Here is a 23,262-nt window from a genome sequence, read left to right as displayed (position 1 = left end):
TCGAGCGGCATGGCGGAGACGCCCACGATCGGCCTGATCCTCGCGGGCGGCCTCGCCCGGCGGATGGGCGGCGGCGACAAGGCCCTGAAGCCGCTTGCCGGCCGGCCGATCCTCGCCCACGTCATCGAGCGCCTGCGCGGACAGTGCGACGACCTCCTGCTCAACGCCAATGGCGATCCCGCACGCTTGGCCGAATTCGGCCTGCCGGTCGTCGCCGATACCGTGCCGGATTTCGCCGGTCCTCTCGCCGGCGTTCTGGCGGGTCTCGATTGGGTCGCCGAGCATCGGCCGCAAACCGGGTGGCTGCTCAGCGTAGCAGCCGATACGCCCTTCATCCCCGGCGATCTTGCCTCGCGCCTTCACCAGGTACGCACTACCGCTGGCACGCCGCTCGCTTGCGCTGCCTCGGGCGGGCAGCAGCATCACGCCATCGGCCTCTGGCCGGTCTCGCTGCGTGAGGACCTGCGTCAGGCATTGTTAGCAGGGGAACGCAGACTCGGCCGCTGGACGCAAGGCCATGGCGTCGCCGTCGCCGAGTGGTCAGCCGAGTCCGTCGATCCCTTCTTCAACGTCAACACGCTCGAGGACCTTGCCGAAGCCGAGCGTCTGGCGGCCACCATCTAAGCGCGTCTTATCGTTCCAGCAGCGCTTTCAGGGCCGCGAGATCACGGCTGACCATGGCCGCATCCCGTGCCATCTCGTCGTCGGACATGCCGTCGCGCTGGAACAGCGTGAAAACCACTTCCGCCCCGTCGCCATTGGCGACGACGCGCATCGGATTGTGCATGGCCGGGCCGTGCTCGGGAATGACGGCATGGTCGAGCACGCCGTGATTGTTCGGCTCGCTGAACAGGATGCGCATTGGCCCCATCGGCGTCTCGGCGCGCCAGGTCATGCCCTCGACTTGCACGAAGCTGTGGCCGAGCCCTTCGGCCCAGCGCGGGAAATTCACGGGGTCGGCGAGGAAGGCATAGACCTCCTCCACCGGTCGGTCGATGCCGATTCCGATATGGCGGGCGCGATGGACGGCCATGGTTTTCGTCCTTCTGAATACAGAACAAAAGAAGAACGGATTTCCAGATTTGTCAAGCTGCCGGCATCGCGTGCTCGACCTTATTCGATGACGATCCGCGGCGCCGCCCGCACCGCGCCGCCCAGGCTGGCCTGCACCTGTCGCGCCAGCGCGACATAGGCCTTGGCATGGGCGCTCGACGGATCGCTCGCGACGATCGGTCGGCCGCCATCCGATGTCTCGCGGATCGGCATGGCCAGCGGGATTTCGCCGAGGAAGGGGATGGAAAGCCGCTCGGCTTCGTGCCGGGCGCCGCCATGGGCGAAGATGTCGGAGCGGTGCCCGCAGGCCGGACAGGTGAAATAGCTCATGTTCTCGACCAGGCCGAGAATCGGCACCGCGACCTTCCTGAACATCGCGACGCCGCGGCGCGCGTCGAGCAAGGCGAGGTCCTGCGGCGTCGAGACGATGACGGCGCCTGCAAGCGGCACCTGCTGGGCCATGGTGAGCTGGGCGTCGCCGGTGCCGGGCGGCATGTCGACGACGAGCACGTCGAGATCGCCCCAGGCGACCTCGCGCAGCATCTGGGTGATCGCCGAGATCACCATCGGCCCGCGCCAGATCATCGGCGTCTCCTCGTCGACGAGGAAGCCGATCGACATCACCTTGAGGCCATAGGCCTCCATCGGCGCCAGCGTCCGGCCCGAGACGATCTGCGGCTTGCCCTTGATGCCGAAGATCTTCGGCATGGACGGTCCGTAGATGTCGGAATCGAGCACGCCGACCTTGAGGCCCAGCGTCGAGAGCGCCACGGCGAGATTGGCCGCGGTCGTCGATTTGCCGACGCCGCCCTTGCCGCTGGCCACCGCGATGATCTGCTTCACGCCCGGCACGCCGGCGGGCTTCGGCGGTCCGCCCGGCCCGGGGCGCTGCGCCTGCTGGCGGGCCTGCATGCCGGCCGAGGGCCCGGCCTTGTCGGCGGTCAGCCCGACCAGCACCTGCGTCACGCCCGGCAGGCCGCCGACCGCGCTCTCGGCCGCCTTGCGCACCAGCTCCATCGCCGCCGCTTCGGTCGCGTCTATGCCGATCGCGAAGATCACCTTGCCGCCATCGACGAGGATATCGCCGATCCGGCCGGAGGCGGCGAGCGATTGCCCGCTCGCCGGCAGCTTCACCAGTTCCAGCGCCCGCAGGACATCGGCTTGGGAAAGGCTCACGTGGTTGAACTCCGTTCGCTCGCGGCCTCACGCCGCCTTGCGGATATGGAAGACGAGGGCGCTATCCGCATCCCCCAGTCGTTCAATGGTGTCGCCGGTCTCGCGGACGAGATTGGGCAGATCGATCGCCGCCATCGGGTCGGTGCATTCCACGACGAGCAGGCTGCCGGCCCGCGCCGCTATCAGCGCCTTGCGGACGCGCAGTACCGGGAGCGGACATTTCAGGCCGCGCAGGTCGAGCGGAATGATATCGAGGGTCGCGCCCGCCGGGGCCATCGTCGTCATGCTGCTTCATAGGACGGCTGTTCGGGGCGCGGCAACCGCCGCCTTGACGCAGGTCACTTGACCCCTTCCGCCACGCCGACGATGAAGAGGCGAGCGATCGGGAGGAAGCGGGCGGCGATGTGTCCAGGCGGCCGAAGCAGGCGGGGACCATGATGGTGCGACTGGGCGGCGGCAGATCCGATTCCGGGCTCCTCACGCTGGACGAAGCCGCGGCCGACGCCGTGTCGCGCGTCCATCCGGTTGCCGGCACGCTGATACTGCCTCTCGCCGAAGCCGATGGCCATGTACTGGCGCAAGCGGTGGTTGCGCCGCGCGACTTGCCCCCCTTCGCGAATTCGGCGGTCGATGGCTATGCCGTCCGCTTCGCCGATCTCACGACTGGCGCGGCGACCAGTCTGCCGATCCTCGGCCGGACGATGGCAGGCGAAGCTGCTGCGGTGCTGGAGCATGGCGCCTGGCGTATCTTCACCGGCGCGCCGGTTCCCGAGGGTGCCGATACCATCGTGATGCAGGAGGACGCTGTCGCGAGCGACGGCGCGGTCGTCCTGCCGACAGGCGTCAGATGCGGTGCCAATCTGCGATCGGCGGGCGAGGATGTCGCGCGCGGGCAGGCGATTCTGCCGGCGGGGCGGTGCCTGCGTCCGCAGGATCTCGGCCTGCTCGCGGCGCTTGGACTGGCCGAGGTCACCGTGCGCCGCCGTCCACGCGTCGCGCTGTTCTCGACCGGCGATGAACTCGCGGAGCCCGGCCGGACGCTCGGCCCCGGCGCGATCTACGACGCCAACCGGGCGATGCTGCGTGCCATGCTGACGCGAGCCGGTACCGATGTCCTCGATCTCGGCATCCTGCGTGACGAAGCGCAGATGCTGGAACAGCGGCTGCGCGAGGCGGCAGTGGATTGCGATCTCGTGCTCACCTCCGGCGGTGTCTCGGTCGGCGAGGCCGATCATGTCCGGGACGCGGTCCTCGCCTGCGGTTCGCTCGATCTCTGGCGCGTGGCGATCAAGCCCGGCAAGCCGATTGCAATCGGCCGCGTCGCCGGGACGCCCTTTATCGGACTACCTGGCAATCCGGTTGCGGTCTTCGTCGGCTTCGCCTTTGTCGCCCGTCCGCTCCTCGCGCGATTGGCGGGCGAAACCTATGCTCCGCCGTCAGCCCAGCTGGTCAGGTTGGGCTTCTCGCATGCCAAGAAGCCGGGTCGGCGTGAATTCCTGCGGGTGTCTCTGGAGCAGGATGGCGAAGGTGTGACCATCGCGCACAGGCATCCAGGCGAGGGGGCGGGCTCGCTCGCCTCGCTCGCGCAGTCGGACGGGCTCGTCGTGCTCGCCGAGGAGATCGCGCGGGTCGAGGCGGGGGAGGCTGCACCCTTCCTGCCCTATGCCGATCTCTTCTAGTCGCGCCGGAAGATCACGCTCGCACCCCAGCCAAGGAACAGCGCCAGAAGCACGGTGACGAGGCCGTAGAGCAGGGCCCAATCATAGGCGCCCAGCGCCAGGCGCTGCTCGATGCCGGTCTTGATCACCTCGAAATTGGTCTGCTGCCGCGCCAGCGGCACACCGCCCGAATAGAGCACGATGTCCACGGTATAGGAGCCGGTTGGCGCCGTGGCAGGGATGTCGACCGGGGCGCTGAACAGCGCGTTCGACAGGAAGGTGACGCCGCGCTCCTCGTAGCCGTAGAGGTCCTTGCCCTGCATGATCCGGACGAGGCTTTCGCGGAAGCGCCGCGCGCCGGGATCGAGATCGACCCAGCTGCCGGATGGCCGCTCGGCATTGACGAGGCCGATGCGGTCGCGTTGCGCCGTCTCGTTGGACATCATCTCCGCGATCGGGCGGTTGCTGGCGACATGCAGGAAGACCGGGTTGTCGGGAAAGCGCCGCTGCGTCCGGTTGATCCAGATCGGGCCGAGCCGTTCCTTCTCGCGCACCAGCAGCATGCGCCGGGGACCGCGCACCGTGACGATGATGTCGTAGGGGTCGCCGCGCGAGACCGTCCTGCCGTCGCGTTCGACGAGGCCGAACACCGTGAGCTGGCTGCCGGTATAGTTCGATGTGATCTGGATCTGGTGGCTCGACATCGCCGCGATCAGCGTTTCGGCGCGGGCTGTGCCGACCGTGAAACCGATCGAGAGGGCGGCGAGGATTGCGGCGAGCCACCTCATCGCCCGCTCTCCGGAACGACGACCGAGAAGGGCTCGCTCGGCGGGATGAACAGCTCGATGGCGAAGCGCAGGCCGACGGAGAGGATCAGCAGCGCCAGCAGCAAGCGGAAGGATTCGACATTGAGGCTGCGCGCCGCACGGCCGCCGAACTGCGCGCCGATCACCCCGCCGAGCAGCAGCAGCACGGCCAGCACGATGTCGACCGACTGGTTGGTGACGGCGTGCAGCACGGTGGCGCCGGTCATCGTCACCAGGATCTGGAACAGCGAGGTGCCGACCACCACCGCCGGCGGAATGCGGAAGAAATAGATCAGGCCGGGCACCAGGATGAAGCCACCGCCGACGCCGAGCACGGCGCCGATGAAGCCGATGATGACCGCGAGCAGCGCGATGGGAATGACGCTGCAATAAAGGCCGGACCGGTAGAAGCGCTGGCGGAAGGGCAGGCCCATCCACCACGGATGCATGCCGCCGCGCCGCTTCAGGCGCGCCGGCTTGCCGGCCCGGACGCGCAGCATCGCCCGCAGCGCGTCGTAGAGCATCAGCCCGCCGATGATCGAGAACAGCGTGACATAGGACAGCGTGATCACGAGCTCGAGCTGTCCGAGCCGCTTCATCGTGTTGAAGAACAGCACGCCGAGCACCGTGCCGAGGATACCGCCGCTGACCAGCACGCCGCCGAGCTTGAGGTCGAGCGCCTTGCGCCGGAGATAGGTCAGCACGCCGGTCATCGAGGACCCCGCGACCTGTGCCGCGACTGTGGCGACGGCAACCGCCGGCGGGATGTCGAGGAAGATCAGCAGGGGAGTCAGCAGGAAGCCGCCGCCGACGCCGAACAGGCCGGAGATAAAGCCCACCGCGCCACTCAGGCCGAGAACCATCAGCACGCTGATCGGCAGCTCGGCGATCGGCAGGTAGATCTGCACGCTTACCCCTCGCAAGGCTGGCGCATGGATGTTTGCATGCGCCTGATGGGCCCCAGACTAGAGCGCCCGGGTTAAGACAAGTTCCTGAAAGGAAAAGGCGGGCCGCTTCCGGCCCGCCCTAGGAAACGATTGTTCTTCGTGCCGCGTCAACACGTCGAAAGCATGACGTCGCGCAACGCGGCTCAGGTCCGGGACGGCTTGCTGGGCTTCGGCGCCGCCGCGGTCGGCTGGGGGTCCCAGCCCTTTGCGGGGGCGGCGACCTCGTTGGCGGCGGCGTCGAGCGTCTTCGGCTTCCAGCTCGCGGCGACCGCCTTGGCCGAGGTGAGGTCTTCCGCCTTCAGGCGCTGGGCCACCTCGTCGCGCTTGCGGCCGGCATCCTCGTCACCCTGGCCGGCAGCGACCGAGAACCAGACGAAGGACTGGGCGAGATCGGTCGGCGCGCCGAGGCCGCGCCCGAGCAGCACGGCGAGATTGTACTGGCTGTCGCGGACGCCGAGTTCGGCGGCGCGGCGGAACCACTCCGTCGCCATGGCGTAATCCGGCTTGCCGGCGGCGCCTTCGGCATGGAGCACGGCGAGGTTGTGCATCGCCTTGGCGTTGCCGCGTTCGGCGGCGCGCTGGTACCAGATCCGGGCGAGCGACAGGTCGCGCTGCGTGCCGATGCCCTTCTCGAACATGTTGCCGACGCGGAACTGGGCCGGGGCGAGGCCGGCGACAGCGGCGCGCTCGAACAGGCGCAGCGCCAGCTTCGGGTCGCGCTGGTTGGCCGGGCCGTCGGCGGCCTTGCTCGCGAGCTCGTAGACCGCGCGCGCATCGCCGTCCTGGGCTGCCTTGCGCAGGCCTGCGCTGCCGAACCCGGCCGGCAGATCGCCGATGCCAGTCACGGCCTGAACCTGTTCGACCGGAGCGGCGGTGGCTGCGGCTTCCGCGGCGACCGGGGTTGCGGGCGCGGCCGCCGCGGTGGCGGACTGCTCGGGCGCGGCCTGGTTCGCGGCCGGTTGGGCAGGAGCGTCCTGCGGGGTGGCGGGCAGCGCCGAAGACTGGTCCTTGGCGGGGGCCTGCGCCGGCGCGGCCGGCGCTTCCGGCTGGGCGGCGGGCGGCACGATCAGGCTGCGCGCTCCGCTGTTGGCGGTCTTGGCGCTGTCGCCACGCAGGGAATTCGTGACGAGATGGGCGGTGCCCATGGCGAGGATCAGCGCGGCGAGGCCGAGCAGCAGCGGGCGCTTGCGCTTCTCCAGGATGTCCTTGAGGCGGCCCGGGCTCTTCGCCGTCGGCTCCGCTGCGGGCGAGGGCGTGGATGCTGCCGCCTCGCTGGCGGCCTTGGCGGAGCGCCGCGCGGCGGCGATCAGACTCTGGCGGACCGATTGCGGGTCCAGGCCTGCGCCGATCGCGGTCTCGGGGCGCGGGCGCCCGGAGCCGGGTTCCAGCGGAATGTCGAAAGCGGTGCTCGCCGGCAAGGTCGGCTCGCTGCGGCCGGGTTCGCCGGCCGGCATGGCAAAGCGGTCCTGCGCTGCGGCGCCGACCGAGAGGTTCGTGCTGTCACGGGCCGGCACGGGGTTGGTCCGGATGACGCCATCCCCGGCGCGCATCGCTGCGGCCAGTCCGTTCGCGGGCGGATGCCGCTCGCCTTGCAGCTCGGCTTCGAGGCTCGCGAGCCGCGACATGATCAACTCGAGCGAGCCATGAACGGCGCCGATTGCGTCGCGCGTCTGGCTGTCGGACGAGACATGGTTGTCGCGCAGGCCCGTCACCAGGCTCGACAGTTCGGCGATGCCCTTGCCGGAGGCGGCCGTGCTGGCGGCCTGGACGAGGGCGGCGCGTTCGGCCGCCGTTTCCTCGCGCATCGAACGCAGGTGCACGACGAGGTCCTGCAGCGTGCGTTCCATGCCGTTTTCGGCCGAGCGGGTTGCGGACGCCTCGTCGAGGCGGCTGGCGATGCCGGAAATCTGCCGTTCGAGGGCATCGAAGGATTCGGCGTTCGCGCCGGGCGCTCCGGCTTCGTCGATCTTCTCGGCGAGATGGCGCAGCATCTGCTCGATCGGGTTGAGATCGACCGCAGCCGCACCCTCTCCGACCATCCGCGTCAACTGGTTCGAGGCCGCAAAGCTTTCGATCCGGCTCGAGAGGGCCTCGATCTCGCGCGTGACGTTGGACGGTCCCTGCTCGACCAGGACGTCGATCCGCTGTTGCAGCGAGTCGATGCGGCTGGCGAGGTAATCGCTCTGCCGCGAAGCGCTGTTTTCGTCCAGCTTCTGGGTGGCGACCGCGTCGAACTTGCGCGACAGGGCGTCGACCTGGCTCGCAAGCGAGGTCAGCAGGCCTGCGCCGGGAAACTCGCCGCGCTGGGACAGCACTGCGCTGCGCACGTCGTCGATCGCGCTCGCCAGGCTGCGCAGCTCGCCCATGTCGGGGCGGACATCGCGCAACCGGCCGATCTCGAAGCCGAGCGTCGCGACCTGCTGGGAAAGATCGTCCAGCTTGTGGTCCTGCCCGCCGGCGCCGAGGAGATCCCTGAGCTCCGCGATGTCGCGCCTGACGGGATCGAGATTGGCGACCTGGCCGCCGCGGGTGGCGAGCGCATCGACCTTGGCGGCCAGATGCGCGATTTCGAGCTGGAAGCGCTGGTAGCTCTCGCCGGCCCGGTCCTGCGACAGCCGCGAGACTTCCGCCTCGATCCGGGTCAGCGGCTTGAGCAGGGGCTCGAACTGGTCGCGCCGGTCGAACCGGTCGAGGCGCTCGGCCAGCAGGCCGATCTTGGCTTCGATGGCGCTGGTGTCGACGCGGACCGGAGCGGCCGGGCGTTGCGCCTGGGCCGGGCGGCGGCCCTCGTAGGAGAGCCGCGAGCCGAGCTCGCGCAGGTCCTCGCGCAGGGCCGAAATGCGCTCGGGCGCGACCGCGGCCGGTCGCGCCGCCTCGTCGGTATCGAGGACGCGCTGGCGGGTGCGGATGTCGGTGACGGCAGCGGCAAGGCCTTCGCGGCTGAAGGCGAGGCGGGGCGCCTGCTCGGCGCGGCTCTGCTGGGTCTCGACGCTGCGGCGCTCGATTTCGGCGATACGCTCGCCCATCGTCTTGATCGCGTCGGCGATGACGTTGGTGGCGCGCTCCTGGCGCTCGGCCGAGCCGCGCTCGCTCGACGACAGGCGATCCTCGGTCTTCTCGATCCAGCGGGTGATCGAATCCAGCGCGCCGGCGGTCCGGGCATTGGCTTCGCGGGTCATGCTTTCGAGGGCGGCGGCCTGGCCGACGAGGCTGTCGATCGCCTCGCGCGACGGGTTCGGGGCCGTCTGGCGCGGCGCGGTATCGGTCCGGCCCTGCGACAGGCGGGCCAGCCGTTCGGACAGAGCGGTGATGTCAAGCTGCTCCGGGGCGGCGGGGGCAGGGACAGCAGCGGGGAAGTGAGCCTCGTCGCTCTCGTCGCGGATCTTGTGGTCGAGCCATTCGCCCAGCGTCATTCCCAGACGGCGGGCCGCCGCCTTTGCCGCATCGCGCGTCCGGGGATCGACGCCCTTCACGCTCCAGGGCAAGCTGTTGGCCATGATCTCGCTCGCCTAAGGGGACCTTGTCTGCGACAGGCGAGGCCCCCTGGTGCCGTCGCCTCCCGCGCGAACCTTGGCAGGTCGTGAAGATATCGTTGACGAAGCCACGACGCCGATGCGCATTCCCGACATTTGGCGGGCATGGTAAACAACGGGTTAATAACCGCCGTGCCGATCGTTAATTTTTTCCGAATGCCGCGTGGAATGGCTCCTTTGCGAGCCATGTAACGGTAACTTACCCTGCGGAGGGCGCGTATTACCTGACGCAGCGAGAGCGCCCACCCTATCACTGCGGTACCACTCGACGCCGCCATGGCCGGCGATTCGACACACTTGCAAGGATTGCAGCTTTCATGTCACGCCAAAGCTTAGCTATGGCGGGTTCCTCGATTCATGAAACCCGCTCCGCTACCGCCCCTGCCGATGCCGATCAGACCGGCGATTTCACCATCAGCGATCTTGCCCGTGATTTCGGCGTCACGCTGCGCACGCTCCGCTTCTACGAATCGCGGGGCCTGATCGCCCCGAGCCGTTCCGGCATGACCCGCATCTATTCGGCGCGCGACCGGGCGCGTCTCGCCCTGATCCTCAAGGGCAAGCAGCTCGGTTTCACGCTCGTCGAGATCCGCGCCATGCTGGCCAACGAGGACAAGAAGGGCGGGGCTGGCGATATGGCGGCTTCCGTCGGGGGCCTTCAGCTCAGCCGGGAGCAGATCGTGGAGCAGCTCGAACTGCTGCGCAGCCAGCGCACCGAGATCGAAAGCGCGATCACCGAGCTTGAAGCATCGCTCGTTCGTATGCCGAAAGCCTGAGGTTCTCGGGTCGACAGTCAAAGCCCCGGCTTCGCCGGGGCTTTTTTTATGGCCGCGTCACGCTCCCGCCATCCCGCGAGCGACAAATCGCGACGCTGCAGTTGCAACTTCGGCTAGATTGTTTATATATGAACTATCTTGCTGCGGCGACAGGAACCAGGCGCCGCCTTGCGACGAGAGGGAGGATCCGATGCCGGTCTACAAGGCACCCGTCGACGACACGCTTTTCCTGCTCAACGACGTCTTCGCCATCGAGCGCTACAACAACCTGCCGGGCTTCGCCGACGCGTCCTCCGACGTGATCGAAGCCGTGCTCGGCGAGGGCGCGAAGCTCTGCGAGGAAGTCCTCCAGCCGATCAACCATTCCGGCGACCAGGAGGGCTGCACCCGCCATCCCGACGGCCGCGTCACCACGCCGAAGGGTTTCAAGGCGGCCTATGAGGCCTATGCCGGCGGCGGCTGGATCGGCTTGGCCATGGACCCGGAATATGGTGGCCAGGGCCTGCCCTATACGCTCGGCGCCGTGATGAACGAATACGCCTCGGCCGCGAACATGGCCTTCGCCATGTATCCGGGCCTGACCATGGGCGCGATCGCCGCGCTTTATGTCCATGGCTCCGACGAGATCAAGCGCACCTATCTGCCGAAGATGATCGACGGCACCTGGTCGGGCACCATGAACCTGACCGAGCCGCATTGCGGCACCGACCTCGGCCTGCTCAAGACCAAGGCCGTGCCGAGCGGCGACGGCTCCTACGCCATCACCGGCACCAAGATCTTCATCTCGGCCGGCGAGCAGGACATCACCGGGAACATCATCCATCTTGTGCTGGCCCGCATCGAGGGCGCGCCGGCCGGCGTGAAGGGCATTTCGCTCTTCGTCGTGCCGCGCAACAAGCTGGGCGAAGACGGCTCGGTCGGCGCCAATAACGGCGTGTCCTGCGGCTCGATCGAGCACAAGATGGGCATCCACGGCAACGCGACCTGCGTCATGAACTATGATGGTGCGCAGGGCTGGCTGGTCGGGACCGAGAACAAGGGCCTCAATGCCATGTTCGTGATGATGAACGAGGCCCGCCTCGGCGTCGCGATCCAGGGGCTCGCCCAGTCCGAGGTCGCCTACCAGAACGCCGTCGCCTATGCGAAGGAGCGTCTGCAGGGCCGTGCGCTCACCGGCGCCAAGGAGCCCGCCAAGCCGGCGGACCCGATCATCGTCCATCCCGACGTGCGCCGCACGCTGATGTCGATCAAGGCCTTCAACGAAGCGGCGCGCGCCTTCGTGCTCTGGAACGCGCTGAAATCCGACATCGCCCATCGCTCCGGCGATGCGGCCGAGCGCCAGGCGGCCGATGACCAGCTCGGCCTGATGACCCCGGTGCTCAAGGGCGTGCTCACCGATATCGGTTTCGACAATGCGGTGAAGGCGCAGCAGATGTTCGGCGGCCACGGCTACATTGCCGAGACCGGCGTCGAGCAGTTCGTCCGGGATGCCCGCATCGCCATGATCTACGAGGGCGCCAACGGCGTGCAGGCGATGGATCTCGTCGGCCGCAAGCTCGGCCGCGACGGTGGCCGCGGCATCATGGCCTTCTTCAACGAAGTCGGCGCCTTCCTCAAGGAGAATGCCGAGGACGAGGCGCTGAAGCCCTTGCTGGGGCCGCTCCAGGTTTCGCTCGGCCACCTCCAACAGGCGGCGATGTGGTTCATGAACAACGCGCTCGCCAAGCCCGACAATGCCGGCGCCGGCGCGAACGACTTCATGCATCTGCTGGGTCTGGTCTCGCTCGGCTACATGTGGGTGAAGATGGCCAAGGCCGCGCAGGAGAAGCTCAAGGCCGGTGCCGACGAACGGATGAGCGCCAAGCTCGTCACGGCCCGCTTCTTCATGGAGCGCACCTTGCCGGAAACCGGCGCCCATCTGGCGCGTATCACCTCCGGCGCCGACACGACGATGGCGCTGAGCGCCGAGCAGTTCTGACGCGCATAGCACTTAACGTCATGCCCGGGCTGGATCCGGGCATCTCTTGATGAGTTCGCTGGATGAGAAGATGGTCGAGTCAAGCCCGACCATGGCGTTCAGCAGGAAAACAAGCCGCCGGGTCGCGGCAGGCCAGGGAGTTCCCTCGATGGCAGACGCATTCATCTACGACCACGTCCGGACGCCGCGCGGCAAGGGCAAGGCCGACGGCTCGCTGCACGAAGTCACGGCGATCGAGCTCGGCACCCAGGCGCTCCGCGCGATCAAGGACCGCAACGATCTCGATCCGCTCCTCGTCGAGGACGTGGTTATGGGTTGCGTCGACCCGGTCGGCGAGGCCGGCGCCGATATCGCCCGCACGGTCGCACTCAAGGCCGGCTACGGCAAGGAAGTGCCGGGCGTGCAGATCAACCGCTTCTGCGCCTCGGGCCTCGATGCGGTGAACCTCGCCGCAGCGCAGGTCATGTCCGGCCAGAAGGAGATGGCGATCGGCGGCGGCGTCGAATCGATGTCACGCATCGGCATGGGTGCTTCCGGCTTCGGCATCGCGGTCGATCCCAGCGTCGCGATCGACACTTATTTCATGCCGCAGGGCGTCTCCGCCGACCTGATCGCGACCAAATACGGCTTCTCGCGCGACGACGTCGACGCCTTCGCCGTGCGCTCGCACCAGCGCGCCGCAAAGGCCTGGAGTGAAGGCCGCTTCAAGAACTCGGTGATCCCCGTCACCGACGTCAACGGCCTCGTCATCCTCGATCGCGACGAGACGATCCGGCCGGGTACCGACATGCAGACGCTCGCAGCGCTCAAGGCCTCTTTCGTCCAGATGGGCGAGATGGGTGGCTTCGATGCGGTCGCCACCGCCGCGCATCCGGAAGTCGAGTTCATCAACCACGTCCATCATGCCGGCAATTCTTCCGGCATCGTCGATGGCGCGGCTGCCGTGCTCGTTGGCTCCAAGAAAGCCGGCAAGGCTGCGGGCCTGAAACCTCGCGCCCGCATCAAGGCTTTCGCCACGGTCGGCTCCGATCTGGCGCTGATGCTGACCGGCCCGGTCGACGTCACCGAACTCGTGCTGAGAAAGGCCGGCATGTCCAAGAAGGACATCGACCTCTTCGAGCTGAACGAGGCCTTTTCCTCGGTCGTACTGCGCTACCAGCAGGCGCTCGACATCGATGACGAGGTCCTGAACGTCAATGGCGGCGCCATCGCCATGGGCCATCCGCTCGGCGCAACCGGGGCGATGGTGCTCGGCACCGTGCTCGACGAGCTGGAGCGGCAGGGCAAGCAGACCGCGCTGGTGACGCTCTGCGTCGCCGTCGGCATGGGCGTCGCCACCATCATCGAGCGCGTCTGAGCGGAAGGGCAGGGAGAGAGATCATGAACCTCACCAATTTCCGCTTCGAGACTGATGCCGACGGCATCACTGTGGCGACCTGGGACATGCCGGGCCGCTCGATGAACGTCATCACTCCCGAGGTGATGGAAGAGCTGAACCAGATCGTCGACAAGGTCGCGGGCGACGAAGCCATCAAGGGCTGCGTCATCACCTCCGGCAAGGAGAGCTTCTCCGGTGGCGCCGACCTCACCATGCTCCAGGGCCTGCGCGATCTCTATGTGAAGCTCGCCAAGGAGAAGGGCGAGGCGGTCGCGATGCAGAGCTTCTTCGACGAGAGCCGCAAGCTCTCGCTGCTCTACCGCAAGCTCGAAACCTGCGGGAAGCCGTTCGCCGCCGCGATCCATGGCGTCTGCCTTGGCGGTGCCTTCGAGCTCTCGCTCTCCTGTCAGTACCGCGTCGTCTCGGACGATGCCTCGACCCGCGTCGGCCTGCCCGAGATCAAGGTTGGGCTCTTCCCCGGCGCCGGCGGCACCCAGCGCGTCGCGCGCCTGATGCAGACCGGCGACGCGCTCCAGATGATGTTCAAGGGCGAGCAGGTGAAGGCGCTGCCCGCGCGCAATTCCGGTCTTGTCCATGCGGTCACCCCGCGCGCCGACATCGTCCAGAACGCCAAGGACTGGCTCAAGGCCAATCCGCAGGCGACCGCACCTTGGGACCAGAAGGGTTTCAAGCTGCCTTCCAACAAGGTGCATTCGCCGGCCGGCATGCAGATCTGGCCCCCGGCCAACGCGATCTACCGCCGCGAGACCAATGACAACTATCCGGCCGCTCGCGCCATCCTCTCGGCGGTCTATGAGGGGCTGCAGCTCCCGATCGATCTCGGCCTCAAGGTCGAGAGCCGCTACTTCGCCAAGATCCTTCGGACGAAGGAGGCGGCCTCGATGATCCGGTCGCTCTTCGTCTCGATGCAGGAATTGAACAAGGGCGCCCGCCGCCCTGCCGATGTGCCGCCGTCCAGGCTCAAGAAGGTCGGCGTCATCGGCGCGGGCTTCATGGGCGCCGGCATCGCCTATGTCACCGCGCAGGCGGGCCTTGAGGTCGTGCTGGTCGATCGCGACATCGAGGCGGCCGAGAAGGGCAAGGCCTATTCGCATAAGCTGGTCTCCGACCAGATCATGAAGGGCCGCGCCAAGACCGCCGATCGCGACGCGCTGCTCGGCCGCATCAAGGCCTCGGCCGATTATACCGATCTCAAGGGCTGCGACCTGATCGTCGAGGCCGTCTTCGAGGACCCGAAGGTCAAGGCCGAGGTCATCGCCAAGGTCGAGGCCGTGGTCGGCCCGCGCACGATCTTTGGCTCCAACACCTCGACGCTGCCGATCACCGGCCTCGCCCAGACCAGCCAGCGCCCGAAGAACTTCATCGGCATCCACTTCTTCTCGCCGGTCGAGAAGATGCTGCTGGTCGAGGTCATCATGGCCAAGAAGACCGGCAAGAAGGCGCTCGCCATGGCCCTGGACTATGTCCGCGCCATCAAGAAGACGCCGATCGTCGTCAACGACACCCGCGGCTTCTACGCCAATCGCTGCGTCGGCAACTATATCCGCGAAGGCCACCTGATGCTGATGGAAGGCGTGCCGCCGGCGATGATCGAGGCGGCCGGCAAGCAGGCCGGCATGCCGGTCGGCCCGCTCTCGCTCAATGACGAGGTCGCGGTCGATCTCGCCTACAAGGTGCTGAAGGCCACCAAGGCCCAACTTGGCGAGGGCGCGGTCGATCCGGCGCAGGAGAAGCTGCTCGCCGACATGGTCGAAAAGCACGGTCGCCTCGGCCGCAAGAACCGCAAGGGCTTCTACGATTATCCGGAAGCCGGGCCGAAGCGGCTCTGGCCGGGCCTCGCCGATCTCGCAGGCCCGCGTCTCGATCCCGAGAGCGTCGACATGGAGGAGCTGAAGCACCGTCTCCTGGTGACGCAGGCTCTCGAAGCCGCGAAGACCTATGAGGAAGGCGTCGTCACCGACCCGCGCGAGGCCGATGTCGGCTCGATCATCGGCTTCGGTTTCGCGCCTTACTCCGGCGGCACGCTCTCCTATATCGACAATATGGGTGCAGCCACCTTCGTGAAGCTTTGCGAGAAGCTGGCCAAGGCCCATGGCGAACGCTTCAAGCCGAACCGTCTCCTGAAGCGCATGGCCAAGACCGGCGAGAGCTTCTACGGCGCGGCCGAGAAGAAGGTGGCCTGAGCCTCCCGGTTCAAGCAGCCAGCCGCGTGCGCAGCAGCGCCACGAGCCAGTCCGCGAAGACCTGCAGCCGGCGCGACAGGTGCCGGCGGTGGGGATAGAGCAAGGTCATCGGCATCGCCGCTGCGTGGTGCCGTGGCATGACCTCGACGAGCTCGCTCGCCGCGAGATGCTCGGCCACGTCATAGGCCGGGATCTGGATCAGGCCGAGCCCGGCAAGGCAGCAGGCGATATAGGCCTCCGCGCTGTTGACGGTGACGCGACCGGGCAGGGCGCGGCCGTGAAGCGTTCCGTCCTCCAGCCATTCCCAGGGCTCGATCCGCCCCGTCGTCGGCGAAGCGTAGTTGACGGCCCTGTGCCCGTCGAGCTCGCCGGGATGCGTCGGCACGCCATGCGCTGCGAGATAGTCGGGGCTGGCGACATTGATCAGCGGCAATTCCCCGACCGAACGGGCGATCAATCCCGAATCGTTCAGGGGGCCGACACGCAGCATGCAGTCGATGCCGTCCTCGATCAGGTTCGCTGCCCGGTCGGTGACACTGAGATCGATATCGATCTCAGGATAGCGGGCGAGGAAGTCGGGCAGGGCCGGCGCGATGATCAGGCGCCCGATCCGGCCTGGCACGTCGATCCTGAGCCGCCCGGCGGGGCTCGCGGTGCTATGGCGGAACAGTGCCTCGGTTTCCTCGACATCGGCGACGAGCCGCGTGCAATGCTCATAGAAGGCCGCGCCGTCCGGCGTCGCCGAGACTCTCCGCGTCGTGCGATGCAGCAGCCGCGTACCGATCCGCTGTTCGAGAGCGGCGACTGCCGCCGAGACCGAGGAACGCGGCAGCCCGAGTGCCTTGGCGGCCTGGGTGAAGCTCTCGCATTCGACGACGCGGGCATAGATGCGGAAGAGGTCGATGCGGTCCAAATCGGCGCTCCGTATTGTTCGTGATACCTGACCAGTGATGTCCTGATCAAAATCTTTATAGCCGATTTTGGGACGGTATCTTGTGGCCATCGATTGCGAGTGAACAGGAGCATGCGATGGCCGATCACGGCATCAAGGGTAAGACGGTTCTGATCGCCGGCGGCGCCAAGAATCTCGGCGGTCTGCTGGCGAAGGACCTCGCCGCGCAGGGCGCGAAAGCCGTCGCCATCCACTACAACAGCACGTCGGCCAAGGCCGAGGCCGAGAAAACCCTCGTGGCGATCAAGGCAGCCGGTGCGGAAGCCTATGCGTTTCAGGCCGACCTGACCTCGGCGGCTGCGATGGAGAAGCTCTTCACTGACGCCAAGGCGGCGATGGGCTCGATCGACATCGCCGTGAACACGGTCGGCAAGGTGCTGAAGAAGCCGATGGTCGAAATCAGCGAGGCCGAGTTCGACGAGATGAGCGCGGTCAACTCCAAGACGGCGTTCTTCTTCCTCAAGGAGGCCGGCAAGCAGGTCGGCGATAACGGCAAGGTCTGCACGCTGGTGACCTCGCTGCTCGGCGCCTTCACGCCGTTCTATGCGAGCTATGCCGGCACCAAGGCGCCGGTCGAGCACTACACCCGTGCAGCCTCGAAGGAATTCGGAGCGCGGGGCATCTCGGTCACCGCGATCGGGCCCGGCCCGATGGACACGCCGTTCTTCTATCCGGCGGAAGGCGCCGATGCGGTCGCCTATCACAAGACGGCTGCCGCGCTCTCGCCCTTCTCGAAGACGGGCCTGACCGACATCCAGGATATCGTCCCCTGGATCCGCTTCCTGGTCTCGGACGGCTGGTGGATGACGGGGCAAACCATTCTCGTGAATGGCGGCTACACGACGAAGTGAAGATGTCCCTGCTGGGGTCAGGACCCGCGATCCGCTAGGGAAGCGGGGCCTGAACCGGGATAGCGAAGACCGAGCCTACGCATGCCTCCACGCCCGATCCTGAGTTTTCCCGATCCGCGCCTGCGCGTGGCGGCGGCACCCGTCACGCGCTTCGATGCCGATCTGCGCGAACTGGCGGCCGATCTGCTCGATACGATGCGCGCGGCGCCCGGCATCGGTATCACCGCGCCGCATATCGGCGTGTCCCAGCGATTGGTGGTGCTGGAGCTGACGCCCGGCGACGTCCGGACCTATGCCAATCCGGTGCTGGACGGGGTCTCACGCGAGACGATCCGCCATGTCGAGGGGAGCGTCTCGATGCCCGGCGTCACCGACGAGCTCGAACGCCATGCCCATGTCCGGGTGCGCTATCACGATCTCGACGGGGTGGAGCAGAGCGAGGAGGCGGACGGCCTGCTGGCCGTCTGCCATCAGCACGAGATCGACCAGCTCGACGGCATCTTCTGGATCGATCGCCTGTCGCGACTCAGGCGCGACAGGCTGATCGCGCGCTATCGCAAGCTGGGGCGGGACTGAGCGCAGACGCGCTTCGACGGTGAGGAGCAGGCAGATGCATGTGGCGATGGTGATCGGCGGCGGCGTGGTGCTGCTCGGTCTGTTCCTGCTCTTCGGTAAGCTATGGGGCGGAACCCAGCCCGAGTATGGTCTGGCAGCCAAGCTTTTCGTGCCGGTCTGGCTTGTGGTCGCGGTGGTCAATCTGTGGGTCGGCGTCACCAAGGCCGGCTACTCCGTGCGCGAGGAATTGCCGATCCTCATACTGGTCTTCGCCGTGCCGGCCTTGCTCGCTCTGCTGATCGCCTGGCGCGTCGCGCGCTGACGAGTGCGCGAAGGGCCACCTCGCGGGAGGCGGCCCTTCGTCCGTATGGCGCAGGGTTGGCGGGCGTCCTTGCGCTTTAGTTCGCAACCGCCCGGATCACCCGGCGCAGCTTCTCGATCAGCTCGTCGACCTGGCTCTCCGTGATGATCAGCGGCGGCGAGAAGGCGATCGTATCGGCGGCCGTTCGCACCATCAGCCCTTCCTCGCGGAAGAGGCGGTCCATGGCTTCGAAGGCCCGCTTGCCGACGCCGTCGGCGCGGGGGGCAAGATCGACGGCGCCGACGATGCCGAGCGTGCGGATGTCGACGACGTTGGGCTCGCCCTTCAGGCTCATCACCGCATCGGCCCAGGCGCCTTCCATCGCGCGCGCCCGCTCGAACAGGCCTTCGTCGCGGTAGATGTCGAGCGACGCCAGGCAGGCGGCCGCCGCCAGCGGATGGCCCGAATAGGTGTAGCCGTGGAACAGCTCGATGACGTTGTCCGGGCCGCCCATGAAGGCATCGTAGATGTGCTTGCGCACGATCACGCCGCCCATCGGCACGGTGCCGGAGGTCACGCCCTTGGCGAAGGTGATCATGTCGGGGATCACGCCGTAGCGCTCGGCGGCGAAGGCGAAGCCCAGCCGCCCGAAGCCGGTGATGACCTCGTCGAAGATCAAGAGAATGTTGTGCTTGTCGCAGATCTCGCGCAGCCGCTTGAGATAGCCCTTCGGCGGGGGCAGGGCGCCGGTCGAGCCGGCCATCGGCTCGACGATCACGGCGGCGATGGTCGAGGCGTCGTGCAGCGCGACGATGCGTTCCAGATCATCGGCGAAATGCGCGCCGTATTCCGGCTCGCCCTTGCTGAAAGCCTGCTTCTCGCGATCATAGGTATGGGCGAGATGGTCGACGCCGGTGAGCAGCGAGCCGAAGAACTTGCGGTTGTTCGACATGCCGCCGACCGAGATGCCGCCGAAGCCGACGCCGTGATAGCCGCGCTCGCGGCCGATCAGGCGGGTCTTGGCGGCTTTGCCGGAGATGTTCCAGTAGGCGAGCGCGATCTTGAGCGCCGAATCGCCCGCTTCCGAGCCGGAGCCGGCGAAGAAGACATGGTCGAGATCGCCCGGCGCCAGTGCCGCGATGCGGGCGGCGGCGGCGAAGACCTTCGGGTGGCCGTACTGGAAGGATGGGGCGTAGTCGAGGTCGCGCGCCTGGGCCTGGATCGCCTGGATGATCGGCTCGCGGGCATGGCCGGCATTGCAGCACCACAGGCCGGCGGTGCCGTCCATGACCGGCTTGTTGTCGGGCGTGTAGTAGAACATGCCCTCGGCCCGCGCGACCATGCGCGGGTTCTTCTTGAACGACCGGTTGGCGGTGAACGGCATCCAGTAGGCTTCGAGGTCGTTCGGTGCGGCGATGGCGGAGGATGCTGACGTCATTCGAGGACCCCTGTGGATTAACCTTGGTTAAAGCTAGCAGGAGCCAGCGGCCTGTAAATCGCCATCATGGCGCCCCAAGGCTGCGTCCGGCGGATGACGGCTCCAAGCCGGCTGCGGGTGACGTTAGGTCGCCAATGGCGTAAGCTCCCCTGGTGGGGGCGACAAACTGAACGGACCCCGATGACGGAAGGCGCAGATGATCCTGGACGGCTGGATGTCCGAGCCGCGGCGATCATTCGCGCGGGTCTCGACCGCGTCCTCGTCTCCGACACCTTTCGCGCCGCTCCCCAGCTTTCGGCGTTTCTGAGCTTCATCGTCGAGCGTACGGTCGAAGGACGCGCAGCCGAGCTGAAAGGCTACACGATCGCGGTCGAGGGCCTTGGCCGGCCAGCGGACTTCAATCCGCAGATCGATCCGATCGTCCGCGTCGAGGCCGGGCGGCTGAGGCGGTCGCTGGCGCAATATTATGCCGGGGACGGCCGCGATGACCCCGTGCAGATTTCGATGCCGGTGGGCGGCTATGTCCCGGTCTTCACCTGGTTCGGCGGCGAGGGGAGCCGGGTTGCGGTCGACGGATTCGAAGATGCGCCCGAGCCGGATCGCCGCACGGCCCGCCGCTGGGCCGGCCTGACCCTCGCCGCGCTTGCGCTCGGCCTGCTCGCGCTCGGCTGGTGGTATCTGGCGCCGCCGCGCGGATCGGTCGTATCCGAGGCCTCGAAATCGGCTGCGGTCGGGCAGGCCGTCGACGCGCTGCACGAGGCGGCCGCGGCGCCTCGCCTCGTGCGTGTCGCGATCACGATTCCCAATCCGCCTTCCGATCCCCGGCTCGCGGATATCCTACGCCGCTTCTCGGCGCTGCTCGTCGATGCGATGGCGCGCTTCGACGATCTCGTGACGATCAAGACGCCGTCGCCTGGCTCCGCCCTTTCGGATGAGATCGACTATGTGTTCGAGATGGACGCGCAGGGCGTCAATGGCGGGGCCGAGGGACTTGGCCGCCTGCGCTTCGTCCGGGACGGGCGCATCGTCTGGACGACCTCGTCGAACCGCCTCTCGCTTGCGGCGCTGCAGGAAAGCGATCTGGCCGAGATGGCGCGGCGGCTGGCGACGCGGCTGACAGAGCCCTTCGGCATCATTCTGGCAGATGTGCGCCAGTTCTCGCCGTCTCCCGCCATCCGCTGCATCCTGAAGGCCTTCGACGCGCGCCGCGCCATGCTGCCCGAGATGCACCAGGCTGCCAGGCTCTGCCTGGCCCAGCTGGTCGAGCAGGACCCGGGTTTCTATCCGGCCTGGGCCCATCTCGCGATCATGACGCTCGGCGAACGCGGCCTGGCTCCGGCCTCGCCGGGCACGGACCCGCAGGATGACACAGGCGATGCGCGATCTCCGCTCGACCGCTCTCTCGCTGCGGCACTGACGGCGATCCGCCTCGCCCCGTCCGGAGCGCGGGCCTATCAGGCGATGATGAAGGTGCTGCTGCTGCGCGGCGCCACCGAAGAGGCGATCCAGATGGGCCGCGAGGCGCAGACCCGCAACCCCTATGATCCGGAGATCCTGGCTGACATGGGGGCGCTCTACGTGCGGCTAGATCGCTCGCCCGAAGGGTTGCCGCTGCTGGAACGCGCGACCGCGCTCAGCGTCGCCCGTCCGCCGCGATATGATTTCTATGCATTCCTGGGCGCTTACCTGATCGGCGCCGGGAAAGCGTCGGAGAGCCATGCCGGGATGCTGGTCGCGGACATGAGCCAGCTCAGCCTCCTCGGCCAGGCGCTCAAGGCCGCTGCTGACAACGACCCGGAGAAACAGGCGAAGGCGCTCGCCCAGTTGGCCGAGAAATCCCCGCTTTTCGCGCAGAGCCCCCGCGCCTTTCTCGAAAGGCGGGCCTTTTCCCGGTCGGTGATCGACAGGATTCTGACCGCGCTCGGGCTGAACAAGCCATAAGTCAGGATCGGCAAGCCCGGCTGTGGCGGAAATGAGGCGGATCGCTCGCTTAACCTCGCCGGGAAGGTTAATCTGCGCTCTGAGGCCGTGATTCGGTCCCCAATCCGATTCCTCGACGTGGCGCGAACGCTGCCGTGGCACCTGCCCGCCTGAAAGCCCTGCACCCTCTTGCTGGCGCCGTGACCGGCCTGTCGGCCGGCGCTGCCGTCGCGATCCTGCTGCCGGGCGGGCTCGGTGCGGCGCTGGGCCTTCTGGCCTCCGGGGCCGGCTTCATGCTGGCGATGCGGGCCTTCGAGCGGCGCGGTCTTGCCCGGCACGAACAGGCCATGGCGGGGCTTGGCGAGGTCAAGGTCCGTCTCGCCACCAACGCCATCCGCCTCGATGCCCTGTCGCAACGCGTCGAGCAGATGCCGATGCGCGATGCCGATGCCGCGCCGGCGCGCGCCGCGATCCATGAATTGACGGCCGAGGTCGGGCTGCTCGGCGACCTGATCCATCAGGTGGCGACGACGCTCGCCGATCACGAGAACGTCCTGGCTCGCCTGCCGGACCCTGTCGTCTCTGCGGCTGCAGCGCCAGTGCCCAAGGTGGTGCTCGACCCGGAAGCAATGCGCCGGGAACGAGCCGAGAAGCTTGCTGCCGAACGGGCCGCCGCCGCTGCTGCGGCGCGCGAGGAGGCCGAGGCCGAACGGGCCGCCCTGATCGGCAAGGCTCTGGGAGAAGGCCGGCTCGAGATCCATCTGCAGCCGATCGTCTCCCTGCCGCAGCGCCGGACCTGCGGCTACGAGGCGCTGGCGCGCCTGCGGCTCGACGAGAACACGCTGCTGCTGCCCCATGAGTTCATCGAGACGGTCGAGGCACGCGGCTTCGGGCCGACGCTGGACGCTCTCGTCCTGACGCGGGCGCTGGCGATCGCCCGCCATCTCGGCTCGAAGGACGGGAGCATCTTTGTCTCCTGCAATTTCAGCAACGCGACCTGGACGTCGTCGCGGGCACTGGCCACCCTGACCCGCATCCTCGACAAATATCGCGAGCATACCGGGCATCTGGTCATCGAGATGCCGCAGGCGGTCTTCCGCGAGCTCGACCCGACCAGCCTCGGCCTGCTCGGCGCGATGTCGGCGAACGGGGTTCGTTTCGCGCTCGATCAACTCGCGGACCTGCGCCTCGACCCGCGTGCCCTGTTCGATCGGGGCATCCGCTATGTGAAGGCGCCGGCCGCGCTGCTCCAGGCGCATGTCGAGGGCCGGATCCAGAGCGACATCGCGGCCGGCGACCTCGCCGCCTTGCTGGCCCGTGTCGCGATCACCCTCGTCGCAGACCAGGTCGAGGACAATCCCGCCGCCGCCGGCATGATCGAGCTTGGCGCCACGATGGGGCAGGGTCTGGCCTTTTCGCCGCCGCGTCCGGTCAAGCCCGAGGTTTTCGCCGAGCCGGAGCCCAGGCCTGTGGCGCCGCCTGCTCTCGCGCCTGCCGAGGCCGAGCGCCCCCCGCCGCAGAGCATTGCCGAGCGCCTGTTGGGCCAGGACAAGGGTTCGCCGGCACCGCTGCCTTTCCCTGGCGCCGCTGCACAGGAAGCGCCGCCGGAGCGGCTGCCCTTCCGGGCCGTGCTGCGCCGCGCCAGCGCCTGACGCGCGGCCGCCCGCCGCGGTCTCCGGTTCCGCTTCCGGCGAATCCCGTCTAGATCAGGCCTTGTCGAGGGGCGAAGCTCGCCT

At 67.7% G+C, this 23,262-nt stretch carries 19 protein-coding genes; 11 read left to right on the top strand and 8 right to left on the bottom strand.

Annotated features, from left to right (window positions below):
• Nucleotides 1-9 precede the first annotated feature (9 nt).
• Nucleotides 10-624: a molybdenum cofactor guanylyltransferase MobA gene (gene mobA, locus AC1RLU_RS11415; RefSeq protein WP_492795619.1), complete on the top strand. Its 615-nt coding sequence runs from the start codon at nucleotides 10-12 to the stop codon at nucleotides 622-624.
• A 7-nt stretch (nucleotides 625-631) separates the two neighbouring features.
• Here the strand turns inward: mobA and AC1RLU_RS11410 are convergent, their stop codons facing one another.
• The 3 genes from AC1RLU_RS11410 to AC1RLU_RS11400 form a co-directional block, all read right to left on the bottom strand.
• A complete protein-coding gene (locus AC1RLU_RS11410) occupies nucleotides 632-1,033 on the bottom strand; it encodes an SRPBCC family protein (RefSeq protein ID WP_061964999.1) in 402 nt (133 codons plus the stop codon).
• Between the two features lie 80 nt (nucleotides 1,034-1,113).
• Entirely contained in the window at nucleotides 1,114-2,229 is a 1,116-nt protein-coding gene (locus tag AC1RLU_RS11405; RefSeq protein WP_492795617.1) for an Mrp/NBP35 family ATP-binding protein, read from the bottom strand.
• A 27-nt stretch (nucleotides 2,230-2,256) separates the two neighbouring features.
• Complete coding sequence (locus AC1RLU_RS11400) at nucleotides 2,257-2,514, bottom strand: sulfurtransferase TusA family protein (RefSeq protein WP_492795615.1); 258 nt, start codon at nucleotides 2,512-2,514, stop codon at nucleotides 2,257-2,259.
• A 149-nt stretch (nucleotides 2,515-2,663) separates the two neighbouring features.
• Here AC1RLU_RS11400 and AC1RLU_RS11395 point away from each other — a divergent pair, with 149 nt between their 5' ends.
• Nucleotides 2,664-3,908, top strand: coding sequence for a molybdopterin molybdotransferase MoeA (locus AC1RLU_RS11395; protein WP_492795613.1), 1,245 nt, complete (start codon nucleotides 2,664-2,666; stop codon nucleotides 3,906-3,908).
• Here the strand turns inward: AC1RLU_RS11395 and AC1RLU_RS11390 are convergent.
• From AC1RLU_RS11390 to AC1RLU_RS11380, 3 genes are all read right to left on the bottom strand, one after another.
• Nucleotides 3,905-4,675, bottom strand: a complete 771-nt coding sequence (locus AC1RLU_RS11390; protein ID WP_061964993.1) for a TIGR02186 family protein — start codon at nucleotides 4,673-4,675, stop codon at nucleotides 3,905-3,907. The genes AC1RLU_RS11395 and AC1RLU_RS11390 overlap by 4 nt on opposite strands.
• Nucleotides 4,672-5,601, bottom strand: coding sequence for a sulfite exporter TauE/SafE family protein (locus AC1RLU_RS11385; RefSeq protein WP_061964991.1), 930 nt, complete (start codon nucleotides 5,599-5,601; stop codon nucleotides 4,672-4,674). Before AC1RLU_RS11385 ends, AC1RLU_RS11390 begins: the two co-directional genes overlap by 4 nt.
• A 182-nt stretch (nucleotides 5,602-5,783) precedes the next feature.
• On the bottom strand, nucleotides 5,784-9,137 hold the full coding sequence (locus AC1RLU_RS11380) for an SEL1-like repeat protein (RefSeq protein WP_492795611.1): 3,354 nt from the start codon (nucleotides 9,135-9,137) through the stop codon (nucleotides 5,784-5,786).
• Nucleotides 9,138-9,511: 374 nt separating this feature from the next.
• On the opposite strand from AC1RLU_RS11380, the gene AC1RLU_RS11375 reads away from it, so the two are divergent.
• The 4 genes from AC1RLU_RS11375 to AC1RLU_RS11360 all read left to right on the top strand — a co-directional run bounded on the left by AC1RLU_RS11375 (nucleotide 9,512) and on the right by AC1RLU_RS11360 (nucleotide 15,509).
• Complete coding sequence (locus tag AC1RLU_RS11375; RefSeq protein WP_061964987.1) at nucleotides 9,512-9,949, top strand: MerR family transcriptional regulator; 438 nt, start codon at nucleotides 9,512-9,514, stop codon at nucleotides 9,947-9,949.
• Nucleotides 9,950-10,139: 190 nt separating this feature from the next.
• The gene (locus tag AC1RLU_RS11370; protein WP_492795609.1) at nucleotides 10,140-11,927 is read left to right on the top strand and encodes an acyl-CoA dehydrogenase C-terminal domain-containing protein; all 1,788 of its coding nucleotides are present in this window, start codon (nucleotides 10,140-10,142) and stop codon (nucleotides 11,925-11,927) included.
• A gap of 148 nt (nucleotides 11,928-12,075) precedes the next feature.
• Nucleotides 12,076-13,284 (top strand): acetyl-CoA C-acetyltransferase, encoded by a 1,209-nt coding sequence (locus tag AC1RLU_RS11365; protein ID WP_492795608.1) that lies wholly within the window; start codon nucleotides 12,076-12,078, stop codon nucleotides 13,282-13,284.
• 23 nt (nucleotides 13,285-13,307) lie between these two features.
• Nucleotides 13,308-15,509: an FAD-dependent oxidoreductase gene (locus tag AC1RLU_RS11360; protein WP_492795606.1), complete on the top strand. Its 2,202-nt coding sequence runs from the start codon at nucleotides 13,308-13,310 to the stop codon at nucleotides 15,507-15,509.
• A 10-nt stretch (nucleotides 15,510-15,519) separates the two neighbouring features.
• Here AC1RLU_RS11360 and AC1RLU_RS11355 read toward each other — a convergent pair whose 3' ends face one another.
• Nucleotides 15,520-16,422, bottom strand: coding sequence for a LysR family transcriptional regulator (locus AC1RLU_RS11355; protein WP_492795604.1), 903 nt, complete (start codon nucleotides 16,420-16,422; stop codon nucleotides 15,520-15,522).
• 116 nt (nucleotides 16,423-16,538) lie between these two features.
• On the opposite strand from AC1RLU_RS11355, the gene AC1RLU_RS11350 reads away from it, so the two are divergent.
• The 3 genes from AC1RLU_RS11350 (at nucleotide 16,539) to AC1RLU_RS11340 (ending at nucleotide 18,189) form a co-directional block, all read left to right on the top strand.
• Nucleotides 16,539-17,312 carry an SDR family oxidoreductase gene (locus AC1RLU_RS11350; protein ID WP_492795602.1) on the top strand — a complete coding sequence of 258 codons (774 nt, stop codon included), beginning with the start codon at nucleotides 16,539-16,541 and terminating at the stop codon, nucleotides 17,310-17,312.
• Nucleotides 17,313-17,393: 81 nt separating this feature from the next.
• Nucleotides 17,394-17,888, top strand: a complete 495-nt coding sequence (locus AC1RLU_RS11345; protein ID WP_492795601.1) for a peptide deformylase — start codon at nucleotides 17,394-17,396, stop codon at nucleotides 17,886-17,888.
• A 34-nt stretch (nucleotides 17,889-17,922) separates the two neighbouring features.
• A complete protein-coding gene (locus AC1RLU_RS11340; RefSeq protein WP_492795600.1) occupies nucleotides 17,923-18,189 on the top strand; it encodes a hypothetical protein in 267 nt (88 codons plus the stop codon).
• Between the two features lie 76 nt (nucleotides 18,190-18,265).
• Here the strand turns inward: AC1RLU_RS11340 and aptA are convergent, their stop codons facing one another.
• Nucleotides 18,266-19,606, bottom strand: coding sequence for an omega-aminotransferase AptA (aptA, locus tag AC1RLU_RS11335; protein WP_091855934.1), 1,341 nt, complete (start codon nucleotides 19,604-19,606; stop codon nucleotides 18,266-18,268).
• Nucleotides 19,607-19,786: 180 nt separating this feature from the next.
• Between aptA and AC1RLU_RS11330 the strand changes: the two genes are divergently transcribed.
• Together AC1RLU_RS11330 and AC1RLU_RS11325 are read left to right on the top strand one after the other, a co-directional pair.
• Nucleotides 19,787-21,547, top strand: a complete 1,761-nt coding sequence (locus AC1RLU_RS11330) for a tetratricopeptide repeat protein (protein WP_492795598.1) — start codon at nucleotides 19,787-19,789, stop codon at nucleotides 21,545-21,547.
• 134 nt (nucleotides 21,548-21,681) lie between these two features.
• The gene (locus tag AC1RLU_RS11325) at nucleotides 21,682-23,178 is read left to right on the top strand and encodes an EAL domain-containing protein (protein WP_492795596.1); all 1,497 of its coding nucleotides are present in this window, start codon (nucleotides 21,682-21,684) and stop codon (nucleotides 23,176-23,178) included.
• Nucleotides 23,179-23,262: the final 84 nt, after the last annotated feature.

The sequence above is a fragment of the Allobosea sp. GW822-FHT05A11 genome (assembly GCF_058800455.1).
The sequence above is the reverse complement of the archived record's forward strand: the minus strand, read 5'-3'. Positions and strand labels throughout refer to the sequence as shown.